The 20,031-nt window shown below is 65.1% G+C and carries 23 protein-coding genes and 2 pseudogenes; 15 read left to right on the top strand and 10 right to left on the bottom strand.

Translation table 11 applies throughout. The annotated features are described in order from the left end of the window. Positions 1-305 (top strand): annotated as a pseudogene (locus tag RT028_RS07780) (helix-turn-helix-type transcriptional regulator); the annotation flags it as partial. Here RT028_RS07780 and RT028_RS07775 read toward each other — a convergent pair. After that, entirely contained in the window at positions 290-907 is a 618-nt protein-coding gene (locus tag RT028_RS07775) for a hypothetical protein (RefSeq protein ID WP_312934124.1), read from the bottom strand. The pseudogene RT028_RS07780 and the gene RT028_RS07775 overlap by 16 nt on opposite strands. Positions 908-958: 51 nt before the next feature. Then, on the bottom strand, positions 959-1,387 hold the full coding sequence (locus RT028_RS07770; protein ID WP_312934123.1) for a PAS domain S-box protein: 429 nt from the start codon (positions 1,385-1,387) through the stop codon (positions 959-961). Positions 1,388-1,492: 105 nt separating this feature from the next. Here RT028_RS07770 and RT028_RS07765 point away from each other — a divergent pair, with 105 nt between their 5' ends. Further along, on the top strand, positions 1,493-1,948 hold the full coding sequence (locus tag RT028_RS07765; protein WP_312934122.1) for a flavodoxin: 456 nt from the start codon (positions 1,493-1,495) through the stop codon (positions 1,946-1,948). Between the two features lie 191 nt (positions 1,949-2,139). Next, entirely contained in the window at positions 2,140-3,066 is a 927-nt protein-coding gene (locus RT028_RS07760) for an alpha/beta hydrolase (protein WP_312934121.1), read from the top strand. A 197-nt stretch (positions 3,067-3,263) separates the two neighbouring features. Here the strand turns inward: RT028_RS07760 and RT028_RS07755 are convergent, their stop codons facing one another. Then, a complete protein-coding gene (locus RT028_RS07755) occupies positions 3,264-4,043 on the bottom strand; it encodes an IclR family transcriptional regulator (RefSeq protein WP_312934120.1) in 780 nt (259 codons plus the stop codon). Positions 4,044-4,196: 153 nt separating this feature from the next. Between RT028_RS07755 and hmgA the strand changes: the two genes are divergently transcribed. From hmgA to maiA, 3 genes are read left to right on the top strand one after another with little or no spacing between them, the layout of a single operon-like run. After that, positions 4,197-5,498 (top strand): homogentisate 1,2-dioxygenase, encoded by a 1,302-nt coding sequence (gene hmgA, locus RT028_RS07750; RefSeq protein WP_312934119.1) that lies wholly within the window; start codon positions 4,197-4,199, stop codon positions 5,496-5,498. 3 nt (positions 5,499-5,501) lie between these two features. Further along, entirely contained in the window at positions 5,502-6,791 is a 1,290-nt protein-coding gene (gene fahA, locus RT028_RS07745) for a fumarylacetoacetase (RefSeq protein ID WP_312934118.1), read from the top strand. A gap of 13 nt (positions 6,792-6,804) precedes the next feature. After that, a complete protein-coding gene (gene maiA / locus RT028_RS07740) occupies positions 6,805-7,437 on the top strand; it encodes a maleylacetoacetate isomerase (protein ID WP_312934117.1) in 633 nt (210 codons plus the stop codon). Here maiA and RT028_RS07735 read toward each other — a convergent pair. After that, positions 7,431-8,237, bottom strand: a complete 807-nt coding sequence (locus RT028_RS07735; RefSeq protein ID WP_312934116.1) for a SirB1 family protein — start codon at positions 8,235-8,237, stop codon at positions 7,431-7,433. The genes maiA and RT028_RS07735 overlap by 7 nt on opposite strands. 137 nt (positions 8,238-8,374) lie before the next feature. On the opposite strand from RT028_RS07735, the gene RT028_RS07730 reads away from it, so the two are divergent. Together RT028_RS07730 and RT028_RS07725 are read left to right on the top strand one after the other, a co-directional pair. Next, a complete protein-coding gene (locus RT028_RS07730; protein ID WP_312934115.1) occupies positions 8,375-9,406 on the top strand; it encodes a Glu/Leu/Phe/Val dehydrogenase dimerization domain-containing protein in 1,032 nt (343 codons plus the stop codon). A gap of 261 nt (positions 9,407-9,667) precedes the next feature. Further along, positions 9,668-10,867, top strand: a complete 1,200-nt coding sequence (locus RT028_RS07725; RefSeq protein ID WP_312934114.1) for an MFS transporter — start codon at positions 9,668-9,670, stop codon at positions 10,865-10,867. A gap of 53 nt (positions 10,868-10,920) precedes the next feature. On the opposite strand, the gene RT028_RS07720 is transcribed toward RT028_RS07725, so the two are convergent. After that, positions 10,921-11,181, bottom strand: coding sequence for a YebG family protein (locus RT028_RS07720; protein WP_312934113.1), 261 nt, complete (start codon positions 11,179-11,181; stop codon positions 10,921-10,923). A gap of 333 nt (positions 11,182-11,514) precedes the next feature. On the opposite strand from RT028_RS07720, the gene RT028_RS07715 reads away from it, so the two are divergent. Further along, positions 11,515-11,985: a phosphate-starvation-inducible protein PsiE gene (locus RT028_RS07715; protein ID WP_312934112.1), complete on the top strand. Its 471-nt coding sequence runs from the start codon at positions 11,515-11,517 to the stop codon at positions 11,983-11,985. Between the two features lie 152 nt (positions 11,986-12,137). Then, positions 12,138-12,446, top strand: a complete 309-nt coding sequence (locus RT028_RS07710) for a hypothetical protein (RefSeq protein ID WP_312934111.1) — start codon at positions 12,138-12,140, stop codon at positions 12,444-12,446. On the opposite strand, the gene RT028_RS07705 is transcribed toward RT028_RS07710, so the two are convergent. Both RT028_RS07705 and RT028_RS07700 read right to left on the bottom strand, forming a co-directional pair. Then, positions 12,435-12,734, bottom strand: coding sequence for a DUF3509 domain-containing protein (locus RT028_RS07705; protein WP_312934110.1), 300 nt, complete (start codon positions 12,732-12,734; stop codon positions 12,435-12,437). The two genes, RT028_RS07710 and RT028_RS07705, sit on opposite strands and share 12 nt — an antisense overlap. 134 nt (positions 12,735-12,868) lie before the next feature. After that, a complete protein-coding gene (locus tag RT028_RS07700; protein WP_312934109.1) occupies positions 12,869-13,219 on the bottom strand; it encodes an HPF/RaiA family ribosome-associated protein in 351 nt (116 codons plus the stop codon). 284 nt (positions 13,220-13,503) lie between these two features. On the opposite strand from RT028_RS07700, the gene RT028_RS07695 reads away from it, so the two are divergent. Genes RT028_RS07695 through RT028_RS07685 form a run of 3 tightly spaced genes read left to right on the top strand, consistent with a single transcriptional unit; the run spans position 13,504 to position 15,715 of the window. Then, positions 13,504-13,809, top strand: a complete 306-nt coding sequence (locus RT028_RS07695; RefSeq protein WP_312934108.1) for a DUF3649 domain-containing protein — start codon at positions 13,504-13,506, stop codon at positions 13,807-13,809. Then, positions 13,806-15,389 carry a PepSY-associated TM helix domain-containing protein gene (locus RT028_RS07690; RefSeq protein ID WP_312934107.1) on the top strand — a complete coding sequence of 528 codons (1,584 nt, stop codon included), beginning with the start codon at positions 13,806-13,808 and terminating at the stop codon, positions 15,387-15,389. The genes RT028_RS07695 and RT028_RS07690 overlap by 4 nt, the downstream gene beginning before the upstream one ends. After that, positions 15,389-15,715 carry a DUF3325 domain-containing protein gene (locus tag RT028_RS07685; RefSeq protein WP_312934106.1) on the top strand — a complete coding sequence of 109 codons (327 nt, stop codon included), beginning with the start codon at positions 15,389-15,391 and terminating at the stop codon, positions 15,713-15,715. The genes RT028_RS07690 and RT028_RS07685 overlap by 1 nt, the downstream gene beginning before the upstream one ends. On the opposite strand, the gene RT028_RS07680 is transcribed toward RT028_RS07685, so the two are convergent. Then, positions 15,712-16,587: an AraC family transcriptional regulator gene (locus RT028_RS07680; RefSeq protein ID WP_312934105.1), complete on the bottom strand. Its 876-nt coding sequence runs from the start codon at positions 16,585-16,587 to the stop codon at positions 15,712-15,714. The two genes, RT028_RS07685 and RT028_RS07680, sit on opposite strands and share 4 nt — an antisense overlap. Before the next feature lie 143 nt (positions 16,588-16,730). Here RT028_RS07680 and RT028_RS07675 point away from each other — a divergent pair, with 143 nt between their 5' ends. Continuing rightward, positions 16,731-17,708, top strand: a complete 978-nt coding sequence (locus tag RT028_RS07675) for a DMT family transporter (RefSeq protein ID WP_312934104.1) — start codon at positions 16,731-16,733, stop codon at positions 17,706-17,708. Here the strand turns inward: RT028_RS07675 and RT028_RS07670 are convergent. Together RT028_RS07670 and RT028_RS07665 are read right to left on the bottom strand one after the other, a co-directional pair. Beyond that, a complete protein-coding gene (locus RT028_RS07670) occupies positions 17,596-18,570 on the bottom strand; it encodes a D-glycerate dehydrogenase (protein WP_312934103.1) in 975 nt (324 codons plus the stop codon). The genes RT028_RS07675 and RT028_RS07670 overlap by 113 nt on opposite strands. 75 nt (positions 18,571-18,645) lie before the next feature. Next, positions 18,646-19,593 carry a LysR family transcriptional regulator gene (locus RT028_RS07665; RefSeq protein ID WP_312934102.1) on the bottom strand — a complete coding sequence of 316 codons (948 nt, stop codon included), beginning with the start codon at positions 19,591-19,593 and terminating at the stop codon, positions 18,646-18,648. A 181-nt stretch (positions 19,594-19,774) separates the two neighbouring features. Here RT028_RS07665 and RT028_RS07660 point away from each other — a divergent pair. Then, a pseudogene (locus RT028_RS07660) lies at positions 19,775-20,031 on the top strand (RND transporter); the annotation flags it as partial.

Raw genomic sequence — 20,031 nt, 5'->3', positions numbered from 1 at the left:
ACGGTGAAGGAGTGTCGGTCACAGTGCTGCCCGTGGGCCAGCCCTTGGCCGAGCTGGCCTTGATCTGCGAGCGGCGCGCAGCCGATGCGCTGGTGCTGGTGTCGCACCACCATCCGCCGGCCGAGCTGGGCCGGCGTCTGGCTCAGGTGGCGCGGGGCCTCGGCTGCCCACTGGCGCTGGCGGGGGAAATGGCCGACCTGGCCGAGACGCTGCTACAGGACAGCCCGATCGCCTGCCTGGGCGCGGAGGCGGCGGGGATGCGCCAGCGGCTGCAACGGTTTCTGGCCGGTCAGCTCGATACCTGAGTGTGCAGCTCGGGGTGGGCGCGGCGGTGGGCCTGCAGCACGTAGTCGCGTAGCCGATCGATCTCGTCGCGGTCGCTGCTGCTGAGGTCGTACGCGGCCAGGGCAGGGCCGATGCGTCGGCGCAGTTCACCGTGCAGGGTAATGGCGGCAATGCCCGCCGGGGCGAAGTCCAGATCGAACTGCGCCGGGGCCGGGTGCTGGCCGTGCACCTCGACCAGCATCCCGTTGAACGAGAGGTCACGTACCCACAGCGTGCTGGGCTTGCCCAGCGGGTCGCGCAACAGGCTGGGGTGCTCCAGTGACAGCCGCCAGGCGCGCAGCATGGGGCCGTCTTCATAGATTTCCGGTGAACCCAGGTGCAGGTGCACGGTATGGAATTCGTCCTCGACCAACTGCAGCGGAAAGCTGATCTGCTGGTTGTCCACGGTGGCATGCAACGTTACCTGTTCCTGGCCGATCAGGTGCGTGAGCAACTCGCGCGTCACCTGCTGCCCCTGCACGCGCAGGCCTGGCGACGGTACGTTGAGTTCCATCTGCTGGCCCTGTTGCAAGTCTTGGATGAAGTCCAGTTCGGCCTGGCTGAGGAGTGGATCTGGTTGCATGTCGGTGCTCGTGCGGGCTCAGGGGGCAGGGTGATGGCGGCGCTGATCGACTCAGCAACGCTCCCGGTCGGCCAGTGCCGCCTGGGCCTCGGCCAGTTGGCGCTCCAGTTCAACCTGGCGGGTAACGTCTTTCTGGATACCGATGTAATAGGTGCGTTGGGAAATCGGATCGTGTAGTGGCGTGATAGACAGCTCGTTCCAGAATACGTCACCGCCCTTGCGATAGTTGCGCAGCACTTCTCGACACGGCTGGTGCTCTGCCAGCGCGCGGCGGATGCGCGCGCGGGCCAGCTGGTCGCGGTCATCGCCTTGCAGAAAGCGGCAGTCCTGGTACAGCACTTCAGTGGGCGAGTAGCCCGTGAGGCGCTCGAACGCTGCATTCATGTAGATGAGGATGGTGTCTTCACCTTCGCGTTCGGCGACCACGATGCCGTCGTTGGATGCATCGACCATTGATTGCAGCAAATAAGCATTGATCATCGGCAGGACCTGATGCGATGGGGGCGGCGTTGGGGCAGGCTGCGCTTTCGTGCGCGGCGAAAGTGAGTATCCTACGTTTTCACTCAGCTTCGGAAATCTTTCCCGATGAAAATCGCCATCCTTTGCGGCTCGGTCTACGGTGCTGCCGAAGACGTCGCCCGCCATGCCGAAGCCGTGCTCAACGCCGCCGGCTTTCAGGCCTGGCATGCGTTGCGGGCCGGTTGCCAGGACATCCAGCGCTTCGCCCCGGAGGCCGTACTGGCCGTCACGTCCACCACCGGCATGGGCGAATTGCCTGACAACCTCATGGCCGTGTACAGCGAACTCAAAGACACCTTGCCCGCCACCTGGCGTGGCCTGCCCGGTGGAGTCATCGGGTTGGGCGATTCGAGCTACGACACATTCTGCGGCGGCGGCGAACTGATGAGTGAGCTGTTCGATGAGCTGGGCGTTCAGGCACTGCTGCCCATGCTGCGCCTGGACGCCAGCGAGACCGTGACGCCCGAAACCGATGCCGAGCCGTGGCTGGCTAGATTCGCGGCGGCATTGAAGGCCCGTTAGGCCTTGCCGCTGACCGTCCGGGCCACTGTCCCGCACGGCCATCAAGCTGGCTGCCAAGGCAACATACCGCCTGTCGCACGCTGGCTAGACTCACCTGGAGAGCAAGAGCACACCCATGTGCCGAGAGGTGAATCCGCCATGTTTGCAGCCCAGATGACGCCCCGTTCCGCTTGCCGGCAGGGGCGCAGTTGATGCCCCTCGCCGAAATCCCGTTGTGTGTGTGGCGTACCCGTGGTCAACCCTTCACCTTCCGTGGCCAGAGCATTCGCTACTGGACGGCCGGGCAGGGCGAGCCGCTGCTGTTGCTGCACGGCTTTCCCACCGCCAGTTGGGACTGGCATTACCTCTGGGCACCGCTGGCCCAGCGCTTTCGCCTGGTGGCCTGCGACATGCTCGGTTTTGGCGATTCCGCCAAGCCGCTGGACGACAGCTACAGCCTGTTGAGCCAGGCCGACCTGCAACAGGCGCTGCTGCAGCACCTGGGTATCGACCAGCCGGTGCACCTGCTGGCCCACGACTACGGTGGCAATGTGGCCCAGGAACTGCTGGCCCGGCACCATGAAGGCCTCGCCGAGGTGGCCAGTTGCATGTTCCTCAGCACCGGCCTGTTGCCCGAATGCCACCCCTTGCAGTTGGCGCACAAGCTCTTGCTCAGCCCGTTGGGCTGGCTGGTCGGGCGTGCGTTCGGGCGTGAAGATCTGGTGCGCAACCTGTCGCAGCTCAATCGCCTCGACAGCCACCTGAGCGAGAGTACGCTGGACGACTACTGGAGCCTGATGCTCTCCAACCGCGCTACGCGCATTCTGCACAAGCTGATGGGCTTTGTGCGCGAGCGCCGTGCCCTGCGCCAGCGCTGGCTGGAGGCGTTGCAACTGAGCGGTGTGCCCGTGAGGCTGATCAACGGCGCTCAAGACCCGCTGTGCAGCGCGCGCGTACTCGAACGCTACCGACACCTGCTGCCCAACGCCGAGATCACCTTGTTGACGGACATCGGACACTTTCCGCACACCGAAGCGCCGGTCGAGGTCCTGGGTGAATACCTGGCCTTTCGCGAGCAGCCCCTGACGCACCTGCCGCAAAAGCCCACCTGGGGCGAGCTGCAGGTGGCCCAGCCATAAAAAAGGCCGCTGCAGACGCAGCGGCCAAGGAAGACGGCAGATCAAGGAGCTTCAAAATCGGCCAGGGTACCTGGGCCGGCACCGGTCACTGGGGGTTCGGGGTGCCAAGGCCAGGGACGCCGAGCATAAGCCGTTGAGGGCCGAGGAAAAATACGACCTTCCGACAATCACTGTTACGCGCCCGGCAACAGTGCTGCTCATCCTGCTTCATGGCCCATGCGCCAGCTGACCGCCTGAGCGGCAGCGCGCAGGCGCTCGGCCGCTGGGCCCTGGCTGTCGGCGTTGAACATCGAGGTAGGTCCTACCACGGTCATCACCGCGGCGACCTGACCCAGTGCGTTGAAGATCGGTGCAGACACGGCATCCACCCCCGGCATCAACAGCCCATGCACCGCGTGCAGCCCCTCGGCGCGGATCGCTGCGAACGCTGCGCTGTAGTCGCCGGCCTGGCGCTGCAGGCGCGCCAGCTCCTGATCGCGCAGGTCGCTGGTTTCGCGCTCCGGCAGGTAAGCGGCGAACACCAGCCCGGTGGAAGAACTGAGCAGCGGCAGTACCGAGCCGATCTGGGTGACCACCGTGACCGCGCGCACCGCAGGCTCGATGCTCACCACCGTCGCGCCCTGATTGCCCCAGACCGCCAGAAAGCAACTTTCATTGATGGCGTCGCGCAGTTGCGAGAGCGGCGCGGCGGCGACCTTCAGCACATCGATGCTGCCCAGCGCGGCCAAGCCTACCCGCAGCGCTTCGCGGCCCAAGCCGTAATGGTTGGTGACCGGGTTCTGCTCGGCGAAGCCGCTGGCGATCAAGGCCTGCAGGTAGCGGTGCACCTTGCTCGCGGGCATGTCGACGAACTCGGCCAGGCGCGACAGCGACGTCGAGGGCGCCAGTTGCGCCAGGGCCTTGAGAATGTCGGTGCCGACTTCCGCCGACCGCACCTTCTGCTTGCCGCTGTCGGCGGGCGAATTGACCTGGGTCATTGAGCTGTTATTCCGGAGGAGATGGCGACCTTATAGCTTGACGACCGTCATTGAGCAAATTACGTTAAGCGTAATCTGATTACGATAAATACAACTCAGCGAGGTTGCCGCCGTTTCAACGGCGGGTGACCCGCGATCAGCCCGGAGGCTTCGATGCAGCGCACCCCTTGCGAAGACCTGCAATACCTGAGCGGTTTTGCCAACGAATTTGCCAGCGAAGCCTTGCCGGGCAGCCTGCCGCAGGGGCGAAACTCCCCGCAGCAAGTGCCCTACGGGCTGTATGCCGAGCAACTGTCCGGCACTGCGTTCACCGTGCCGCGCCATGAACAGCGGCGCAGCTGGCTGTACCGCATTCGCCCCAGTGCCCTGCATCCGCGCTTCGAGCGCCTGGCCCGGCAACCGCTGACAGCCGCCGGGGCAGTGCCCACCCCCAACCGCCTGCGCTGGAACCCGCAGCCGATGCCCACGGAACCGACCGATTTCATCGACGGTTGGCTGCCCATGGCCGCCACCGCACCGGCCGAGGCGGCGAGCGGCGTGAGCCTCTACCTCTACGCCGCCAACTGCTCGATGCAGCGCGCGTTCTACGATGCCGATGGCGAGCTGCTGCTGGTGCCCCAGCAAGGCAGGCTGCGCCTGGTCACCGAACTGGGCGTGCTGGAGCTCGGCCCACTGGAGATCGCGGTGGTGCCGCGTGGCATGAAGTTTCGTGTCGAGTTGCCCGATGGCCAGGCACGCGGCTACCTGGCAGAGAACCACGGCGCCTCGCTGCGCATTCCGGATCTGGGCCCGATCGGCAGCAACGGCCTGGCCAACCCGCGCGATTTTCTCGCCCCCGTGGCGCATTACGAAGACCTCACCGGCCCGGTGCAGCTGGTGCAGAAGTACCTGGGCCAGCTCTGGGGGTGCGAGCTGAATCATTCGCCGCTGGACGTGGTGGCCTGGCACGGCAACAACGTGCCCTACAAGTACGACCTGCGCACCTTCAATACCCTCGGTACGGTCAGCTATGACCATCCGGACCCCTCGATCTTCACCGTGCTCACCTCGCCCAGCAGCGTGCCCGGCATGGCCAACATCGACTTCGTGATCTTCCCGCCGCGCTGGATGGTGGCCGAGAACACCTTCCGGCCGCCCTGGTTCCACCGCAACCTGATGAACGAGTTCATGGGCCTGATCGCCGGCGCCTACGACGCCAAGGCCGAAGGCTTCCTGCCCGGCGGCGCGTCACTGCACCCGTGCATGAGCGCCCATGGTCCTGATAGCGACACGTGCGAAAAAGCCATCGCCGCCCAACTGGCGCCGCACAAGATCGACGGCACCATGGCCTTCATGTTCGAGACCAGCCAGGTGTTGCGCCCCAGCCAACAGGCGATGAGCAGCCCGCAGTTGCAGGACAGTTACGACCAGTGCTGGGCGAGCCTGGCCACCACCTTCAATCCGCAGCGGAGCTGACCGATGAACGCAACCCCCTTTGCCCGCAGCTGGGTCGAGCACGCCAACGGGCACGCCGATTTCCCGCTGCAAAACCTTCCGCTGGGCATCTTCAGCCGGCCCGGTGAAGCACGCCGCTGCGGGGTCGCCATCGGCGAGGCGATTCTCGACCTGCCAGCGGTGCTGGACGCCGGGCTGTTGGACGGACAGGCCAAGGTGGCCGCCGAGGCCGCCAGCGCCACCTTGAATGCCCTGTTCGCACTCGGCCAGCCGGCCCGCCTCGCCTTGCGCGAGCGCCTGCTGGTCCTGCTCGCCGAGGGCAGTGAACATCAGGCCGCGTTGCGCCCGCTGCTGTACCCGGCGCACGCGTGCCAGATGCACCTGCCCGCGCAGGTGGGCGATTACACCGATTTCTATGTCGGCATCCAGCATGCCACCAACGTCGGCAAGCTGTTCCGCCCCGACAACCCGCTGCTGCCCAACTACAAATACGTGCCCATCGGCTACCACGGACGTGCCTCTACCTTGCGCCCGAGTGGCGTCGAGGTTCGCCGGCCCAAGGGCCAGACCCTCCCGGCCGGTCACAGCGAACCGCGCTTCGGTCCCTGCGCGCGCCTGGACTACGAACTGGAGCTGGGTATCTGGATCGGCCAGGGCAACGCGATGGGCGAGGCCATCGACATCGGCAAGGCCGCCGAGCATGTCGCTGGCCTGTGCCTGCTCAACGACTGGTCGGCGCGCGATATCCAGGCCTGGGAATACCAGCCGCTCGGGCCGTTCCTGTCGAAAAGCTTCATCACCACGCTGTCGCCCTGGGTGATCACCGCCGAAGCCCTGGCGCCGTTTCGCTGCACCCAGCCAGCTCGCCCTGAGGGTGACCCGCAGCCACTGCCGTATCTGCTCGATGCGCAGGATCAAACCCAGGGCGCCTTCGACATCGAGCTGGAAGTGTTGCTGCTGACCGCTCGGATGCGTGACGCAGGGATGGCGCCTGAGCGCCTGGCCTTGAGCAACAGCCTGAGCATGTACTGGACCGTCGCGCAGCTGGTCGCCCACCACAGCGTCAACGGCTGTCAGTTGCAGCCCGGCGACCTGTTCGGCTCGGGCACACTCTCTGGGGCAGGGCAGGGCGCCTATGGCAGCCTGCTGGAGATCACGGAGGGCGGCAAACATCCGGTGCAGTTGGCCAATGGCGAGCAGCGCACCTTCCTCGAAGACGGTGACGAAGTCATTCTGCGCGGTCGCTGCGTGCGCGAGGGTGTCGCCAGCATCGGCTTCGGCGAGTGCCGCGGCAGGGTCGTGGCTGCCAACTGAGGAGGCTGTGGTGATGCAACTGTTCACCTACTACCGCTCCACCGCGTCCTACCGGGTGCGCATCGCCTTGGCCCTCAAAGGCCTGGAGTACCAGGCCATTGCCGTCAATCTGCTGGGCGGCGAGCAGCTCGAGGCCGATTATCGCGCCGTCAATCCACAGGCACGGGTGCCGACCCTGCGTACCGACGACGGCGAACAGCTGATGCAGTCGCTGGCGATCATCGAATACCTGGAGGAGGTGTACCCCACGCCGGCCCTGCTACCTGCGGATGCGCCAACGCGGGCCAGGGTGCGGGCGATTGCGGCAGTGATCGCCTGTGACGTGCACCCGCTGCACAACCTCAGTGTGCTCAACCGACTGCGCGGCTTGGGCCATGACGAAACGCAGGTCACGGCATGGACCTGCCATTGGATCACCCAGGGGCTGGCAGCGATCGAGCCGTTGATCGGCGACACCGGCTATTGCTTTGGCGCCGAGCCTGGGCTGGCGGACATCTACTTGATGGGCCAGCTGTACGCCGCCCAGCGCTTCAACGTCGACCTCGCGCCGTATCCGCGCATTGCCCGGGTGGCGGCGCTGGCCGCGCTACACCCGGCGTTCGTGGCGGCGCATCCGGCCAATCAGCCTGACGCGCCCGCTCAGTGAAGCGAACGTGACACGCTCGGCAGCTGGCCCAGGCGCTCGGTCAGCTTCAGGCGCTGCAACGGGTCGTCGCTGAGCAGCAGCGCGTGTTGCAGGTCGAAACGTTCGGCCTGCGGGCAGTTCAGGCGCTGATACAGGGTGGCGCGTGCCAGGTAGTCGGCACTGCTCACCGGGCCCAGTTGCATCACCCGTTCTGCATCGATCAGGGCGGCCAAGTCATTGTCATGATGGGTGTGCAGTTGCCTGAGGTTGCGCGACAGGCGCTGCAGCATCTGCATCGGCGAGGCCACCGCGAAGTGGTCGGCGTTCAGCGAGGTGTTGGCGCCGTACTGCCGTTGCAGCAGCTCGCGGCACTCGGCAGGGTACAGGCGGCGGCCGCCACAGGGGTCGAGCAGGTAGTCGGCGCCAGGCACGCGCAGCAGGAAGTGGCCTGGGAAATTCACCCCTTCCAAGGGAATCTCCAGCCGGTGCGCCAGCTCCAGCGCCAGGATGGCCAGCGCCAATGGCTGCCCGCGCCGCCGCTGCAGCACGTGGTCGAGCAGTGCCGCCTGGGGGCGAATGGGCTGGTATTCATCCTGCTGGAAACCCAGGCTGTTGAGTACGCGCAATAACGGTTGCGCCAGTTCTCGGGGTGGCAGTACCGGCAGGCTGTGGGCGATGTCCAGTTGCAGCGGGCGCAATTGCGCCAGGCCACTGGCGGGTACGACCGTGGGGTCATGCTCGGCGGCGATCCACAGCGCGGCTTCCAGCAGCGCGGCGGGGGTGCGTTGCAGGCATAGCAGGCAGTGTTGGCGTGGGTTCATCAGGGCCTCCACACAACGGTAGTGTCCAGTCTAGCCGTCCAGGCTCGGCGCGCGCGTCCGTCCAGTGGTCTGGCCGCAGCGCATGGCGCGGGGCGCTGCCTATACTGGGAATCTGCACCATTATCGGGAGCCCGTCGATGTTCGCGCTCATGCACGCTACGCGTACCCAGTCGTTGCACCTGTGGCAAGACCCCGACACCGGCCTGCGTGCCGTGGCGGCCATCCACAGCGAGCAGTTGGGACCGGCCATGGGAGGCTGCCGCTACCTGCCTTATGCGGATGATGAAGCCGCCATCACCGACGCGCTGCACCTGGCCCAGGCCATGAGCTACAAGGCTGCATTGGCAGGCTTGCCGGTGGGCGGCGGCAAGGCGGTGATCCTGCGCAGCGCTCAGGTCGAGAACCGAGCGGCGATGTTCGAGGCCTTCGGTCGGTTCATCGAGAGCCTGCGCGGTCGGCTGGTGATCGCAGTGGACAGTGGCACATCCCTGGCAGACATGGACTGCATCGCCCGCAGCACTGCACACGTCAGCAGCACCAGCGCCACCGGTGACCCTTCGCCGTTTGCCGCGCAAGGGGTGTTTGCCGGCTTGCGCGCCACGGCGCATGCGCGCTTGGGCAGCAGCAACCTCGAAGGCTTGCGGGTGGCGGTACAGGGGTTGGGCAACGTGGGGTATGCGTTGGCCGAGCGGTTGCACGCCGCTGGCGCCGAGCTGTTGGTCAGCGATCTGGATGCTGACCGCGTGCGGCGCGCCGTGGAGCAGCTCAATGCCTGGCCAGTGGCGCATGATGCACTGCTGAGCACCCCGTGCGACCTGTTCGTGCCCTGTGGGGTCGGGCCCGTGCTCAACGCCCAGAGCGTGATGCAGTTGCGCTGTGCGGCGGTGGCAGGGTCGGCCAACAACCCACTGACGACCCTGCAGGTGGCCGACCAGCTGCAAAGCCGCGGCATCCTCTATGCGCCCGATACCATCATCAACGCAGGCGGTCTCATTTATGTCGCACTGGCTCACCACGGCGAGGCCTCGGGCGATATCAGCGCGCACCTTTCGCGCATTCCGACGCGGCTGACTGAAGTGTTCGCCCATGCCCAGGCGGAAAATCGCTCGCCCGCACGGGTAGCATTGATGCTCGCTGAGCGGATGCTGTATGGGGAAACGGGAACCTGAGCGCCACGTCGGGCTCATAGGTGTAGTCCGGCCAGCCTTTGGGCGCAGCCCATTTGCGCTGAATCAGCCCCGGCTGATACGTGCTCCGTTCGTTCGGGCAGCGCCGGACAGCGACACGCGTTGGTCGGACACACGTTGCTTTGACAACACGGTTGCGCGGCGCTCCAGTACGCGCCCCCAGCGCTCTGGCCCACGCAGCAGGCCGCGCTTGCTCCACCGCGCTGCAGCGGGCAGCGCATCCTTCAAACGATAAGGTTTTCCATGACTTCAAAACACACTGCACCCCACGCGGGCACGGCGTTGGTGCTGTTCGCGTTGGCTGTCGGTGGCTTTGCCATCGGCACCACGGAATTTGCCACCATGAGCCTGTTGCCGTTCTTCGCACCAGACCTTGGCATCGACGCGCCCACGGCAGGGCATGTCATCAGCGCCTACGCCCTGGGCGTGGTGGTCGGCGCACCGCTATTGGCCGTGCTCGGCGCGCGGCTGTCGCGGCGTACCTTGCTGATCGGCCTGATGGCGCTGTTCGCGCTAGGCAATGGGCTGTCGGCGCTGGCGCCGGATTATCACTGGATGCTGGTATTCCGCTTCATTGCAGGTCTGCCCCACGGCGCCTACTTCGGCATCGCTTCTCTGGTGGCGGCTTCCCTGGTGCCTGCGAATCGTCGCACCTGGGCAGTTGGGCGGATGTTCTTCGGCCTGACCATCGCCACCATCGTCGGCGTGCCCCTGGCCAACTGGCTGGGGCAACTGTTTGGCTGGCGCTACAGCTTTGCCCTGGTGGCCGTGCTGGGCATGGGCACCATGCTCGCCCTGGCCCTGTACGCACCGCGCGACACCGCCAACCCCACCGCCAGCCCGCTGCGCGAACTCAGTGCGCTGCGCAATACGCAGGTATGGCTGACCCTGGCCATCGGTGCCATCGGCTTTGGTGGGTTGTTCGCGGTGTACACCTACCTTGCCGACATTCTCGGCGCGGTGACCGGGGTGGGCCCGAGCAGCGTGCCGCTGATCCTGGCCGTGTTCGGCGTGGGCATGACCCTGGGTACGTTGATCGTGCCCATGTTCGCCGACCGTGCACTGATGGCCACGGCCGGCGGCATGTTGGTGTTCAGCGCGGTGATGCTGGCGCTGTTCCCGTTCGCCGCCGGGAACATCTGGACCATTTCCCTGTGCGTGCTGCTGATCGGTTCAGGCGGCGCCTTGGGCACCGTACTGCAGACCCGCCTCATGGACGTTGCAGCCGATGCCCAGGGGCTGGCCGCAGCCCTGAACCACTCGGCCTTCAACTTCGCCAATGCCCTGGGGCCCTTCCTGGGCGGCCTGGCGTTGACCGCCGGCTACGGCTGGACCTCTCCGGCCTGGGTCGGCTGTGGCCTGGCACTGGGCGGCCTGGCTATCTGGGCGGTGTCTGCAGGTCTGGATCGGCGCAGCTTGAGCCCCGCCGCAGAGCGGGCGTAACGCTGCCTGCAGACTTGGATTGGGCTGGACGACGGCCCTATCCAGGTGCGGCATCATTCGCTGGGCGCGGCGTCCAGCTCTGCCAGGGCGCCGGCGTTGCTCTTGAAGGCCGTGGCGAAGATCGCACGGTTCTTGGCCATGAAGATGCTCGCTTCTTCGGCCAGGTTTTCATCCAGCCCGGCTACGTTTTTTACCAGTACCTGGGTGAGCACCTCGGCCAGTTCGAGCATCTGGTCATGGGCATCTGCAAGTTTGCGGTCCAAGAACGTCGTCTCCAAATCGCGAGTGCTGCGGTAAAGAATCTCAACAGCCATACGTGGCCTCTCAGTCAGTGATGTCAGGGGCGCCGGTGCGACGCGGCCTGTGTCGCTACGATGAACGCCGCCAAGGAGAGCAGCGTCGTCGTTCAAGCGGGGTGGCAGTCAGTTTGCTGGGTGACTGTATCGATATACAGTATACGCACCGATTTTCTTCCTGCAACTGCCTTGTGCCCACGGGTTGCTCGCCGTATCGCGCAAAGGTGCGCGGCAGACGTGCCCTGCGGCGATCGATCGCCTTCCAAGTGGCGGGATTGGCCTTTTAACTGCATGGCACAAGCGTCATACCGTGCGTGCACGCTTGCTTATCGATCAGGGGAAACCGTTACCGTGAACATCAAATGGGCTGAAAGAGTGCGCAAGGGCCTGCATGGCTCGGCGGATTCGCTGGGCAACCTGTGCGTCGAGGCGTTCCACTACCTGGCGCTGTTCGGCATCGGCGGCATCACGGCCTGGGCTGCCGTGATGACGTTTCTGGAAATGCTGGGCAAGGGCGGGGTGAACGTCGATGACATTCTGCTGTTGTTCATCTACCTGGAGCTGGGGGCGATGGTGGGGATCTATTTCAAGACCAACCACATGCCCATCCGCTTCCTGCTCTACGTCGCCATTACCGCCCTGACGCGCCTGCTGATTGGCGATGTATCGCACCATAAAGCCCCGGACGTGGGTCTGTTGTACGTCTGCGGCGGCATCCTGCTGTTGGCGTTCGCCATCCTGGTGGTGCGCTATGCCTCGTATCGCTACCCCTCCACGCGCACGCTCGATGCGCACGGCAAGGAGGTCGATGAAGGCCGTTAAAGGCCGGCTCGCGGACCCCTGGGGCAGCACCCTCAAGGTGCTGATTATCTAGCGCTGGTTCGCCCGCTCCACGTCATTCAATGCGCGCTCCCGGCCCCGACGCCGATCACACCGATCAGCGCGCGGCCGTTCGTTGAATCGAGGAGTACACCATGAGCGAATTGGACCGAAACGAAGTTTTCGAGTTTCTGCAGGGCTACCTGCAACCGTTGGGCCTGGACCTGGAGAACACGCACATCAACGAGATCGGCAGCCTGATCGAGCCGCAGGTCATCACCTCGCGCCCACTGGTGGATGAGGTGATCTACTGGTTGAACGTGGGTGAGGAGCCGACCTACGACTACGGTCTGGTCGGTGTTTTCCGCGAGCCGCACAGCTTTGCCGACGAGCATCGTGAGCGGCGTCTGCGCCTGAGCGATCTGGAGCGTGCGATTCGCGCGTTGCTGGATTCAGCGCGCTGACCAGAGGCCGGGCTGCGCGGTGCCGGTGAGGGCACGTTGTTCGCTGAGGTTGGCGAGCGCTTGCAACGTGTCATCGCCGCCTGTCGTCAGCCCGGACTGAATATTGTCGATGACCCGCTGCAAGCGCAGCGGGTCATTGCGTTGGGCGGGCGGGATCAGGTGCTTGACAGCGATGCCAGAGGCGTCCGACAAGGTCAGCATGATGCTGCCGTCGAGCCCGACGATGCGCAGGTTGACACAGTAATCACGGGCAAATGCACGGTTGATCTGGTCGAACGGGTTGTACATGGTCGAGTTCTTGGCCGTGGGACATGTGGGAAGTGACTCGGATTCAGGCAAGAAGGTTCACTGATTCCAACACCAGCGGTAGACGAAAACGCCCGAGGCACAGGCCTCGGGCGTTTGTGTTTGCAGCGCTGCGATCACTCGTCGGGGTCGCTCAGCTCCGGCGTGGCAACGCGCTTGCTGCGCAGCTTGCCGTAAAAATGCTCGAGGGCGTGATTGAGCTTGGTGGTCGCGCCATCGACCGCGTGTTCCAGCGTGCTGGCGGTATCACTGACGGCAATCGGCGGATGACCCTTGGGGCGAGCTTCCAGTTGGCAGCGTTTGTCATGGGGGCCTGGCTTGGCGCCGTTGTCGTCGCTCAAGTGAACTTCGACCCGGGTGATGTCTTCAGCGTAACGTTCAAGACCACTTTCCAGCGTGCTGCGCACCCACTCGTTCAAACGGGCACTGCCTTCGATCTGGTTGCTGCTGTTGACCTGGATTTGCATGATTCAATCCTTATTCAGCTGGCTCGCAAGTGGCATTTCCAGGGCATTGATACCCTTGGAAATTTTCACCTCTTGACTCTAAGGTCAGGCAACCAGGCAGCGATTTCAAGCCCTGTTGAAAAATAAATCTTCTGTAGCAATTGGCATCGAACCAATGCGCTGACGCCCGCGATATAGACGCTGCACGAGCACCTGGCAAGTGGAATGGACGATTCATCAGGCAAACTTTGCTTATGAGAATTGAAATCATTAGTATTGCACCCCCGACACCCCGGATCACCCTGATGAAACCCAAAGCTCTGGGCCTGCCTGTGCAGTATCGCCTGGCAGTGGCCTCCCGTTGCCTGGCTGCACTGTTGGGCGGTTACTGGCTGGCCTCGATGACCAGCGTCTTGATGGCCCTGCTGGCGCCTCTGCGTCAGGTCGATGCCGCGTTACTGGGCATGATGCTGTCGTTCGTCGTCTACCTGCTGGCCTTCATCTGGTGTTTCGCCTGTCGCAGCGCTCGGCGCGCCTGGGTGGGGGTGCTGGCGCCGGGGGCGCTGCTGGGACTCATCAATGCACTGGCCTATTGGATGCACGTGCCATGAAAGAAGGCTTCCGTCAGGCCATGGCTTGGCTGCACACCTGGACCGGGTTGATCTTCGGCTGGTTGCTGTTCGCGATTTTCCTGACCGGCACGATGTCGTATTTCAAGGATGAAATCAGCCATTGGAGCCAGCCGGAGATCCAGCGGCATGCGCTTGACCCGGCCAACAGCCTGGCGTTGGCGCAACGCTACCTGGCGGCTAACGCCGGCCCGGCGAGCAGTTGGTTCATCCGCTTGCCCAGCGAGCGTGAGCCGGCCATCAGTGTCGGTTGGCGCACGCCGGGTGAAGGCCGCCGTGGCTTTGTCAGCAAAGACCTCGACGCCGCCAGCGGCGATGTCGTGCAAGCCCGCGACAGTCGCGGCGGCGAGTTCTTCTACCGCTTCCATTTCCAGCTGGAAATGCCCCATCCCTGGGGGCGCTGGTTGTCGACCTGGTGCGCGTTCATCATGTTCCTGGGGCTGATCACCGGGATCATCACGCACAAGAAGATCTTCAAGGAATTCTTCACCTTCCGCCCTGGCAAGGGCCAACGCTCGTGGCTCGACGGACACAACGCCATTGGTGTTCTGGTGCTGCCGTTTCACCTGATGATCAGCTACAGCAGCCTGGTGCTGTTCATGTACATGGTCATGCCGGCGGGCATTCTCGCCAGCTATGGCGGCGAGACCAATCGATACTTCAGCGACCTGTTCGGGCGCGATGTCGAGGTGACTCCAGCCGGCGTCGTCGCGCCGCTTGCGGCCCTGCCGACGCTGTACGCCAAGGTCCAGGAACAGGCGCCTGGCGCCAACATGGGCTCGGTGCAGGTGCAGAACCCCAATGATCAGAATGCCCGCGTCACCTTCACCCGCGCCTCGGCCGACAACGTCGCCTACCGCCGCAGCCAGAGCTGGAGTTTCGATGGCGTCAGCGGCCAGGCGTTGTCCAGCGGCGCGCCGGAGAGCGGCATGATGATGGCCGCCTTCAGCTTCGCCGGCCTGCACATGGGCAACTTTGCCGGGCCCTGGTTGCGTTGGCTGTACTTCGCGTTCGGCATCGCAGGTACGGCCGTGATCGGCACCGGCCTGGTGATGTGGCTGGGCAAGCGCCAGCTCAAGCATGCCAAGAGCGCACGGATGCCCGGCGAGCTACGGCTGGTCGAGGTGCTCAACATCGCCAGCATGAGCGGCCTGATGCTGGCCGTGGCCGCGTTCTTCTGGAGTAACCGCCTGTTGCCGGTGGCGCTGGAAGGCCGTGGCGAGTGGGAGGTGAACGCGTTTCTCGGCGTCTGGGCCTTGTCGCTGTTGCACGCAGTGCTGCGCCCTGGCCGCCGTGCCTGGGCAGAGCAGTTGGGGCTGGGCGCACTGGCGTTCGCCCTGCTGCCAGTGCTCAACGGCTTGACCACCGGCCAGGGCCTGAACCATTCGATTGCCGTTGGCGATTGGGTGATGGCGGGCTTTGACCTCACGGCCCTGGCCGTCGGGCTGTTCCTGGCCTGGGCCGCCAGCCGAATGCTGCGCACACCCAAGCCCGCCGTCAAACGCCTGTCGCGGGTCGCCAAAGCCCGCGCTGAGGCGGTGACCGAAGTGGAGGCGCACTGATGCTGAGCATCGCCCTGATGGGCTACGCAGGCTTCGCTTCGCTGTGCCTGGCCATGGAAAAGCATTTCAAGGAGCTGCTCGAACGCCCACCGTCGGCCGCGGGCCGGCGTGTGTTGCGCATCGTCGGTTGGGCGTTCCTGCTGGTATCCCTGGTGCTGGCCGTGCAGGTACGCGGCTGGGCCCACGGCTTGTTGGAGTGGATCGCCGTGCTGATGGCCGGGGTCACCGTGTGGGTCTTCGTGCTGCCGTATCAGCCGCGGGTATTGCTGGGGCTGGCGGCGCTCAGTGCGGTGCTCGGCCCGCTGCTGGCGATGCTCGGCCGCTAATTCAGAAAGGCTGCCCGGTAGGCGCCCGGTGTGGCGCCCATCGCTTGGCGGAAGCGATTGCTGAAATGGCTGGCGCTGGCGAAACCGCAACTCAGGGCGATATCGCCCAGGCCCGTTCCCCCCAGGCGCAACAAGTCGCACGCGCGCTGCAAGCGACGCGCAAGCACATACTGGTGTGGGGGCAGGCCGAAGCTTTGCCGGAACATCCGCGCGAAGTGGTATTCCGACAACTGGCAGCGCTCGGCCAAGGCGCCCAGCGCCAACGGTTGATCGAGATGAGCCTCGATGAACGCCCTCAACGAGCGCCGCTGGTACGGCGCCAGCCCGCCTTTCAGACGCAGCCCCTCACGCATTCCCACCTGGCACAGCACGGCATGGTCGACGATGGCGTGGGCGATGCTGCTGGTCAGCAGGCGCTCAGCCGGCTCGTGCCAATCCAGGGCGATCAGCTGACGGAAACGCTGAGCCTGCCTGGCATCATCGACAAAGGTGGCGTCGTGCAACTGCACCGCGCGCGGTTCACGGTCGAGCAGGCGAACGCAGCCCAGCACGAACTGCTCCTCGCTGACGTAGAGGTGGGCCAGCCGGAGCGGGCCATCGATCACCCAATTCGATTCATGCCCGGCCGGCAGCACGCACAGCTTGTCAGGCGCGCCCGTGAACAGCGGGCGTTGCCGCCGAAAGGTGCGGGTGCCGCCGGCGATGTAGCACGACAACGTGTGATGCCGCGGGGCATGGTAATCGCGCGCGTCATCGCGGTTGCTCCACAGCGCCGCCGCCAGGCCATCGCCCAGCTGCGCGCTGGCCTCCAGGCGCGCATGGGGCGAGGCATTCAGCTCGTTGAACACTTCCAGTTGAGTGAGGGTGGACATGGGCGTTTCCTCTGAGCGCTCATCCTACTGCCAAGCGCTGCCCAGGAAAGCGCTACCCGATAGAAAAGCGCAAGTTCGTGCAAGCGCGTGCTTCACGGGCACGGCAACACTGGGGCCTGCTCACTCGCCAAGGGCCCTGTGCCATGAACCTGTTTCTCTACGCCCTCACCGTGCTCATCTGGGGCACCACCTGGATCGCCTTGAAGATGCAACTGGGCACGGTCGAGATTGCCGTGTCGATCGTCTACCGCTTTGCCCTGGCCGCACTGATCCTGTTCGCCGTGTTGCTGTTCAGCCGTCGTCTGCAGCCGATGAACCGTCGCGGCCACCTGATCTGCGTGGCGCAGGGGCTGTGCCTGTTCTGCCTGAATTTCGTGTGTTTTCTCAACGCCAGCCAGTGGATTCCCAGCGGTCTGGTGGCCGTGGTGTTTTCCACCGCCACGCTGTGGAACGCGCTCAATGCCCGGCTGTTTCTCGGGCAGCGCATCGAGGCCAACGTGATGGCCGGCGGCGGCGTGGGGTTGCTGGGGCTGGGGCTGATGTTCTGGCCGGAGCTGGCCGACCACGGCGCGGGCACACAGACCCTGCTGGGTCTGGGCCTGGCACTGTGCGGCACGCTGTGTTTTTCCGCCGGCAACCTGTTGTCGAGCCAGCAGCAACGCGCCGGGCTCAAGCCAATGACCACCAACGCCTGGGGCATGTTCTACGGCGCCAGCATGCTGGGCAGCTATTGCCTCGTCACGGGCGTGCCGTTCAGCGTGGACTGGAGCGCCCGGTACCTCGGCTCGCTGCTGTACCTGGTGATTCCGGGCTCGGTGATCGCCTTCACCGCCTACCTGAGCCTGGTCGGCCGCCTGGGGCCGCAGCGCGCCGCGTACTGCACGGTACTGTTTCCGGTGGTGGCGCTGAACGTCTCGGCAGTGGCCGAGGGGTATCAGTGGACAGCGCCCGCACTGTGCGGCCTGGTGGCGGTGATGGCCGGCAACCTGCTGGTGTTTCGCCGCAGGGTCAGCCCTTCCACACCTGCGGGTTCACCAGATCGCGCGGACGCTCGCCGAGCAACGCCGCCCGCAGGTTGTCCAGCGCCCGATTCGCCATCGCTTCACGGGTCTCGGCCGTAGCCGAGCCGACGTGCGGCAGGGTCAGGGCGTTGGGCAGTGCGAACAGCGGGGAGTCGCTCAGCGGTTCCTGCTCGTAGACATCCAGGCCAGCACCGCGAATCGTGCCGTCGCGCAGCGCCTGGATCAGTGCCGCTTCGTCGACCACCGGCCCACGCGACAGGTTGATCAGAAACGCGCTGGGTTTCATCAGTTGCAGCTCGCGCATGCCGATCAACTGACGCGTGGCCTCGGACAACGGCACCATCAGGCAGACGAAGTCCGACTTGCCGAGCAATTGCTCAAGGCTACGAAATTGCGCGCCCAGCTCCTGCTCCAGCGCCGGCTTGCGGCTGTTGCCGGCATACAGCACCTGCATGCCGAAGCCCAGGGCACCGCGGCGGGCGATGGCCGCACCGATGTTGCCCAGGCCGACGATGCCCAGGGTCTTGCCATGCACGTCACTGCCAAACAGCGCCGGGCCGACCGTCGCCTGCCAGTTGCCGGCCTTGGTCCAGGCGTCGAGTTCGGCGGTGCGTCGCGCGCAGCCCATGATCAGCGCGAAACCCAGGTCAGCCGTGGTTTCGGTGAGCACGTCCGGGGTGTTGGTGAGGGCGATGCCGCGCTCGTTGAAATAGTCGACATCGTAGTTGTCGTAGCCCACCGACACGCTGGATACCACCTCCAGCTTCGCCGCGCCTTCGAGCTGGGCACGGCCCAGCTTGCGCCCCGCGCCGATCAGGCCGTGGGCCTCGGGCAGCGCTTCGTTGAACTGGGCCGCGATATCGCCCTGCTTGGGGTTGGGCACGATCACGTCGAAGTCCGCTTGCAGGCGTTCGGCCATGGCCGGGGTGATGCGGCTGAAGGCCAGGACAGTCTTTTTCATCAGGCGGCGTCTCTGCAGTTGGGAGGGGAAGGGTTGCACGCTAACACTGTCGCCCGCCGCCCCGCAGCCGCTTTTTCAATGGGCGATCAGCAACTCGTGAATCTTCAGGTCAGCGTCGTGGGCCGCCAGAATCTCCGGCAACGAGTTGCGCAGGTACTCGACCCAGGTCTTGATCTTGGCATCGAGGTACTGGCGTGACGGGTAGATCGCGTACAGGTTCAGCTCCTGCAGGCGGTAGTCGGGCAGTACGCGCACCAGGCTGCCATCGCGCAGCCCCTCGATGGCCGTGTAGATCGGCAGTACACCCACGCCCATGCCGCTGCGGATCGCGGTTTTCATGGCATCGGCCGAATTCACCTGGAAGGGCGAGGAGGGCACGTTGACCACTTCCTGGCCTTCAGGGCCGTTGAACAGCCATTTTTCCAGCGGGATCACCGGGCTGACCATGCGCAGGCAGGCATGCTTGGGCAGGTCGGCCGGCTTCTGCGCAAGGCCGTGGCGGGCCACGTAGTCAGGCGAGGCGCAGACGATGCTGTAGGTGATGCCCAGGCGCTGGGAGACGAAGCCCGAATCCGGCAGCTCGCTGGCCAGTACGATGGACACGTCGTAGCCCTCGTCGAGCAGGTCGGGCACGCGGTTGGCCATGGTCAGGTCGAAGGTCACGTCCGGGTGGGTTTCCCGGTAGCGGGCGATGGCGTCGACCACGAAGTGCTGGCCCACGCCGGTCATGGAGTGCACCTTGAGCTGCCCGGCCGGGCGCGCGTGGGCGTCACTGGCTTCAGCCTCGGCTTCTTCGACGTAGGTCAGGATCTGCTCGCAGCGCATCAGGTACCGTTTGCCGGCTTCGGTCAGGGCGATGCGCCGGGTGGTGCGGTTGAGCAGACGGGTTTGCAGGTGCGCTTCGAGGTTGGAGACCGCGCGCGACACGTTCGCGGTGGTGGTGTCCAGTTGGGCCGCTGCGGCGGTGAAGCTGCCGAGCTGCGCCACGCAGCTGAACGCACGCATGTTTTGCAAGGTGTCCATGGGTCACTCTCGGGGTTGAGGGCGAAATTGTGACATGAAGCAACGGCTATGGGGCTTCGACCAAAGCCGGATTATCGCTCTTTTGGTAACAAAGATTCGCACGAATCTGCGCTTATCGCTTTCTCGGCCGCCCCCTAGAATGGCCCCGCCCACCCCACCTCTCGCCCCGGAAACCGCCGCTGTGCAGCGTCGCCCCATCAGCGCACTTCGTGTGCTCAGTGTTTGTGCCCTCAGTTCGATCCTGAGTGGCTGTATCGGTACTCAAGGCATCGCCCCCCAGCACGCGCCGCTCGATCCCGACACCCTCGCCACCGATGCGGCCATCCGTTCGGCGCAGGCCGAGGCAGGCTGGCCGCAGCAGGCCTGGTGGCAGGCCTACGGCGATCCGCAGCTCGACCGCCTGATGGCCCAGGCGCAAAGCGGCAGCCCGAGCCTGGC

Origin of the sequence: Pseudomonas sp., from assembly GCF_032058845.1 — a bacterium.
GTDB lineage: Bacteria > Pseudomonadota > Gammaproteobacteria > Pseudomonadales > Pseudomonadaceae > Aquipseudomonas.
The sequence above is the reverse complement of the archived record's forward strand: the minus strand, read 5'-3'. Positions and strand labels throughout refer to the sequence as shown.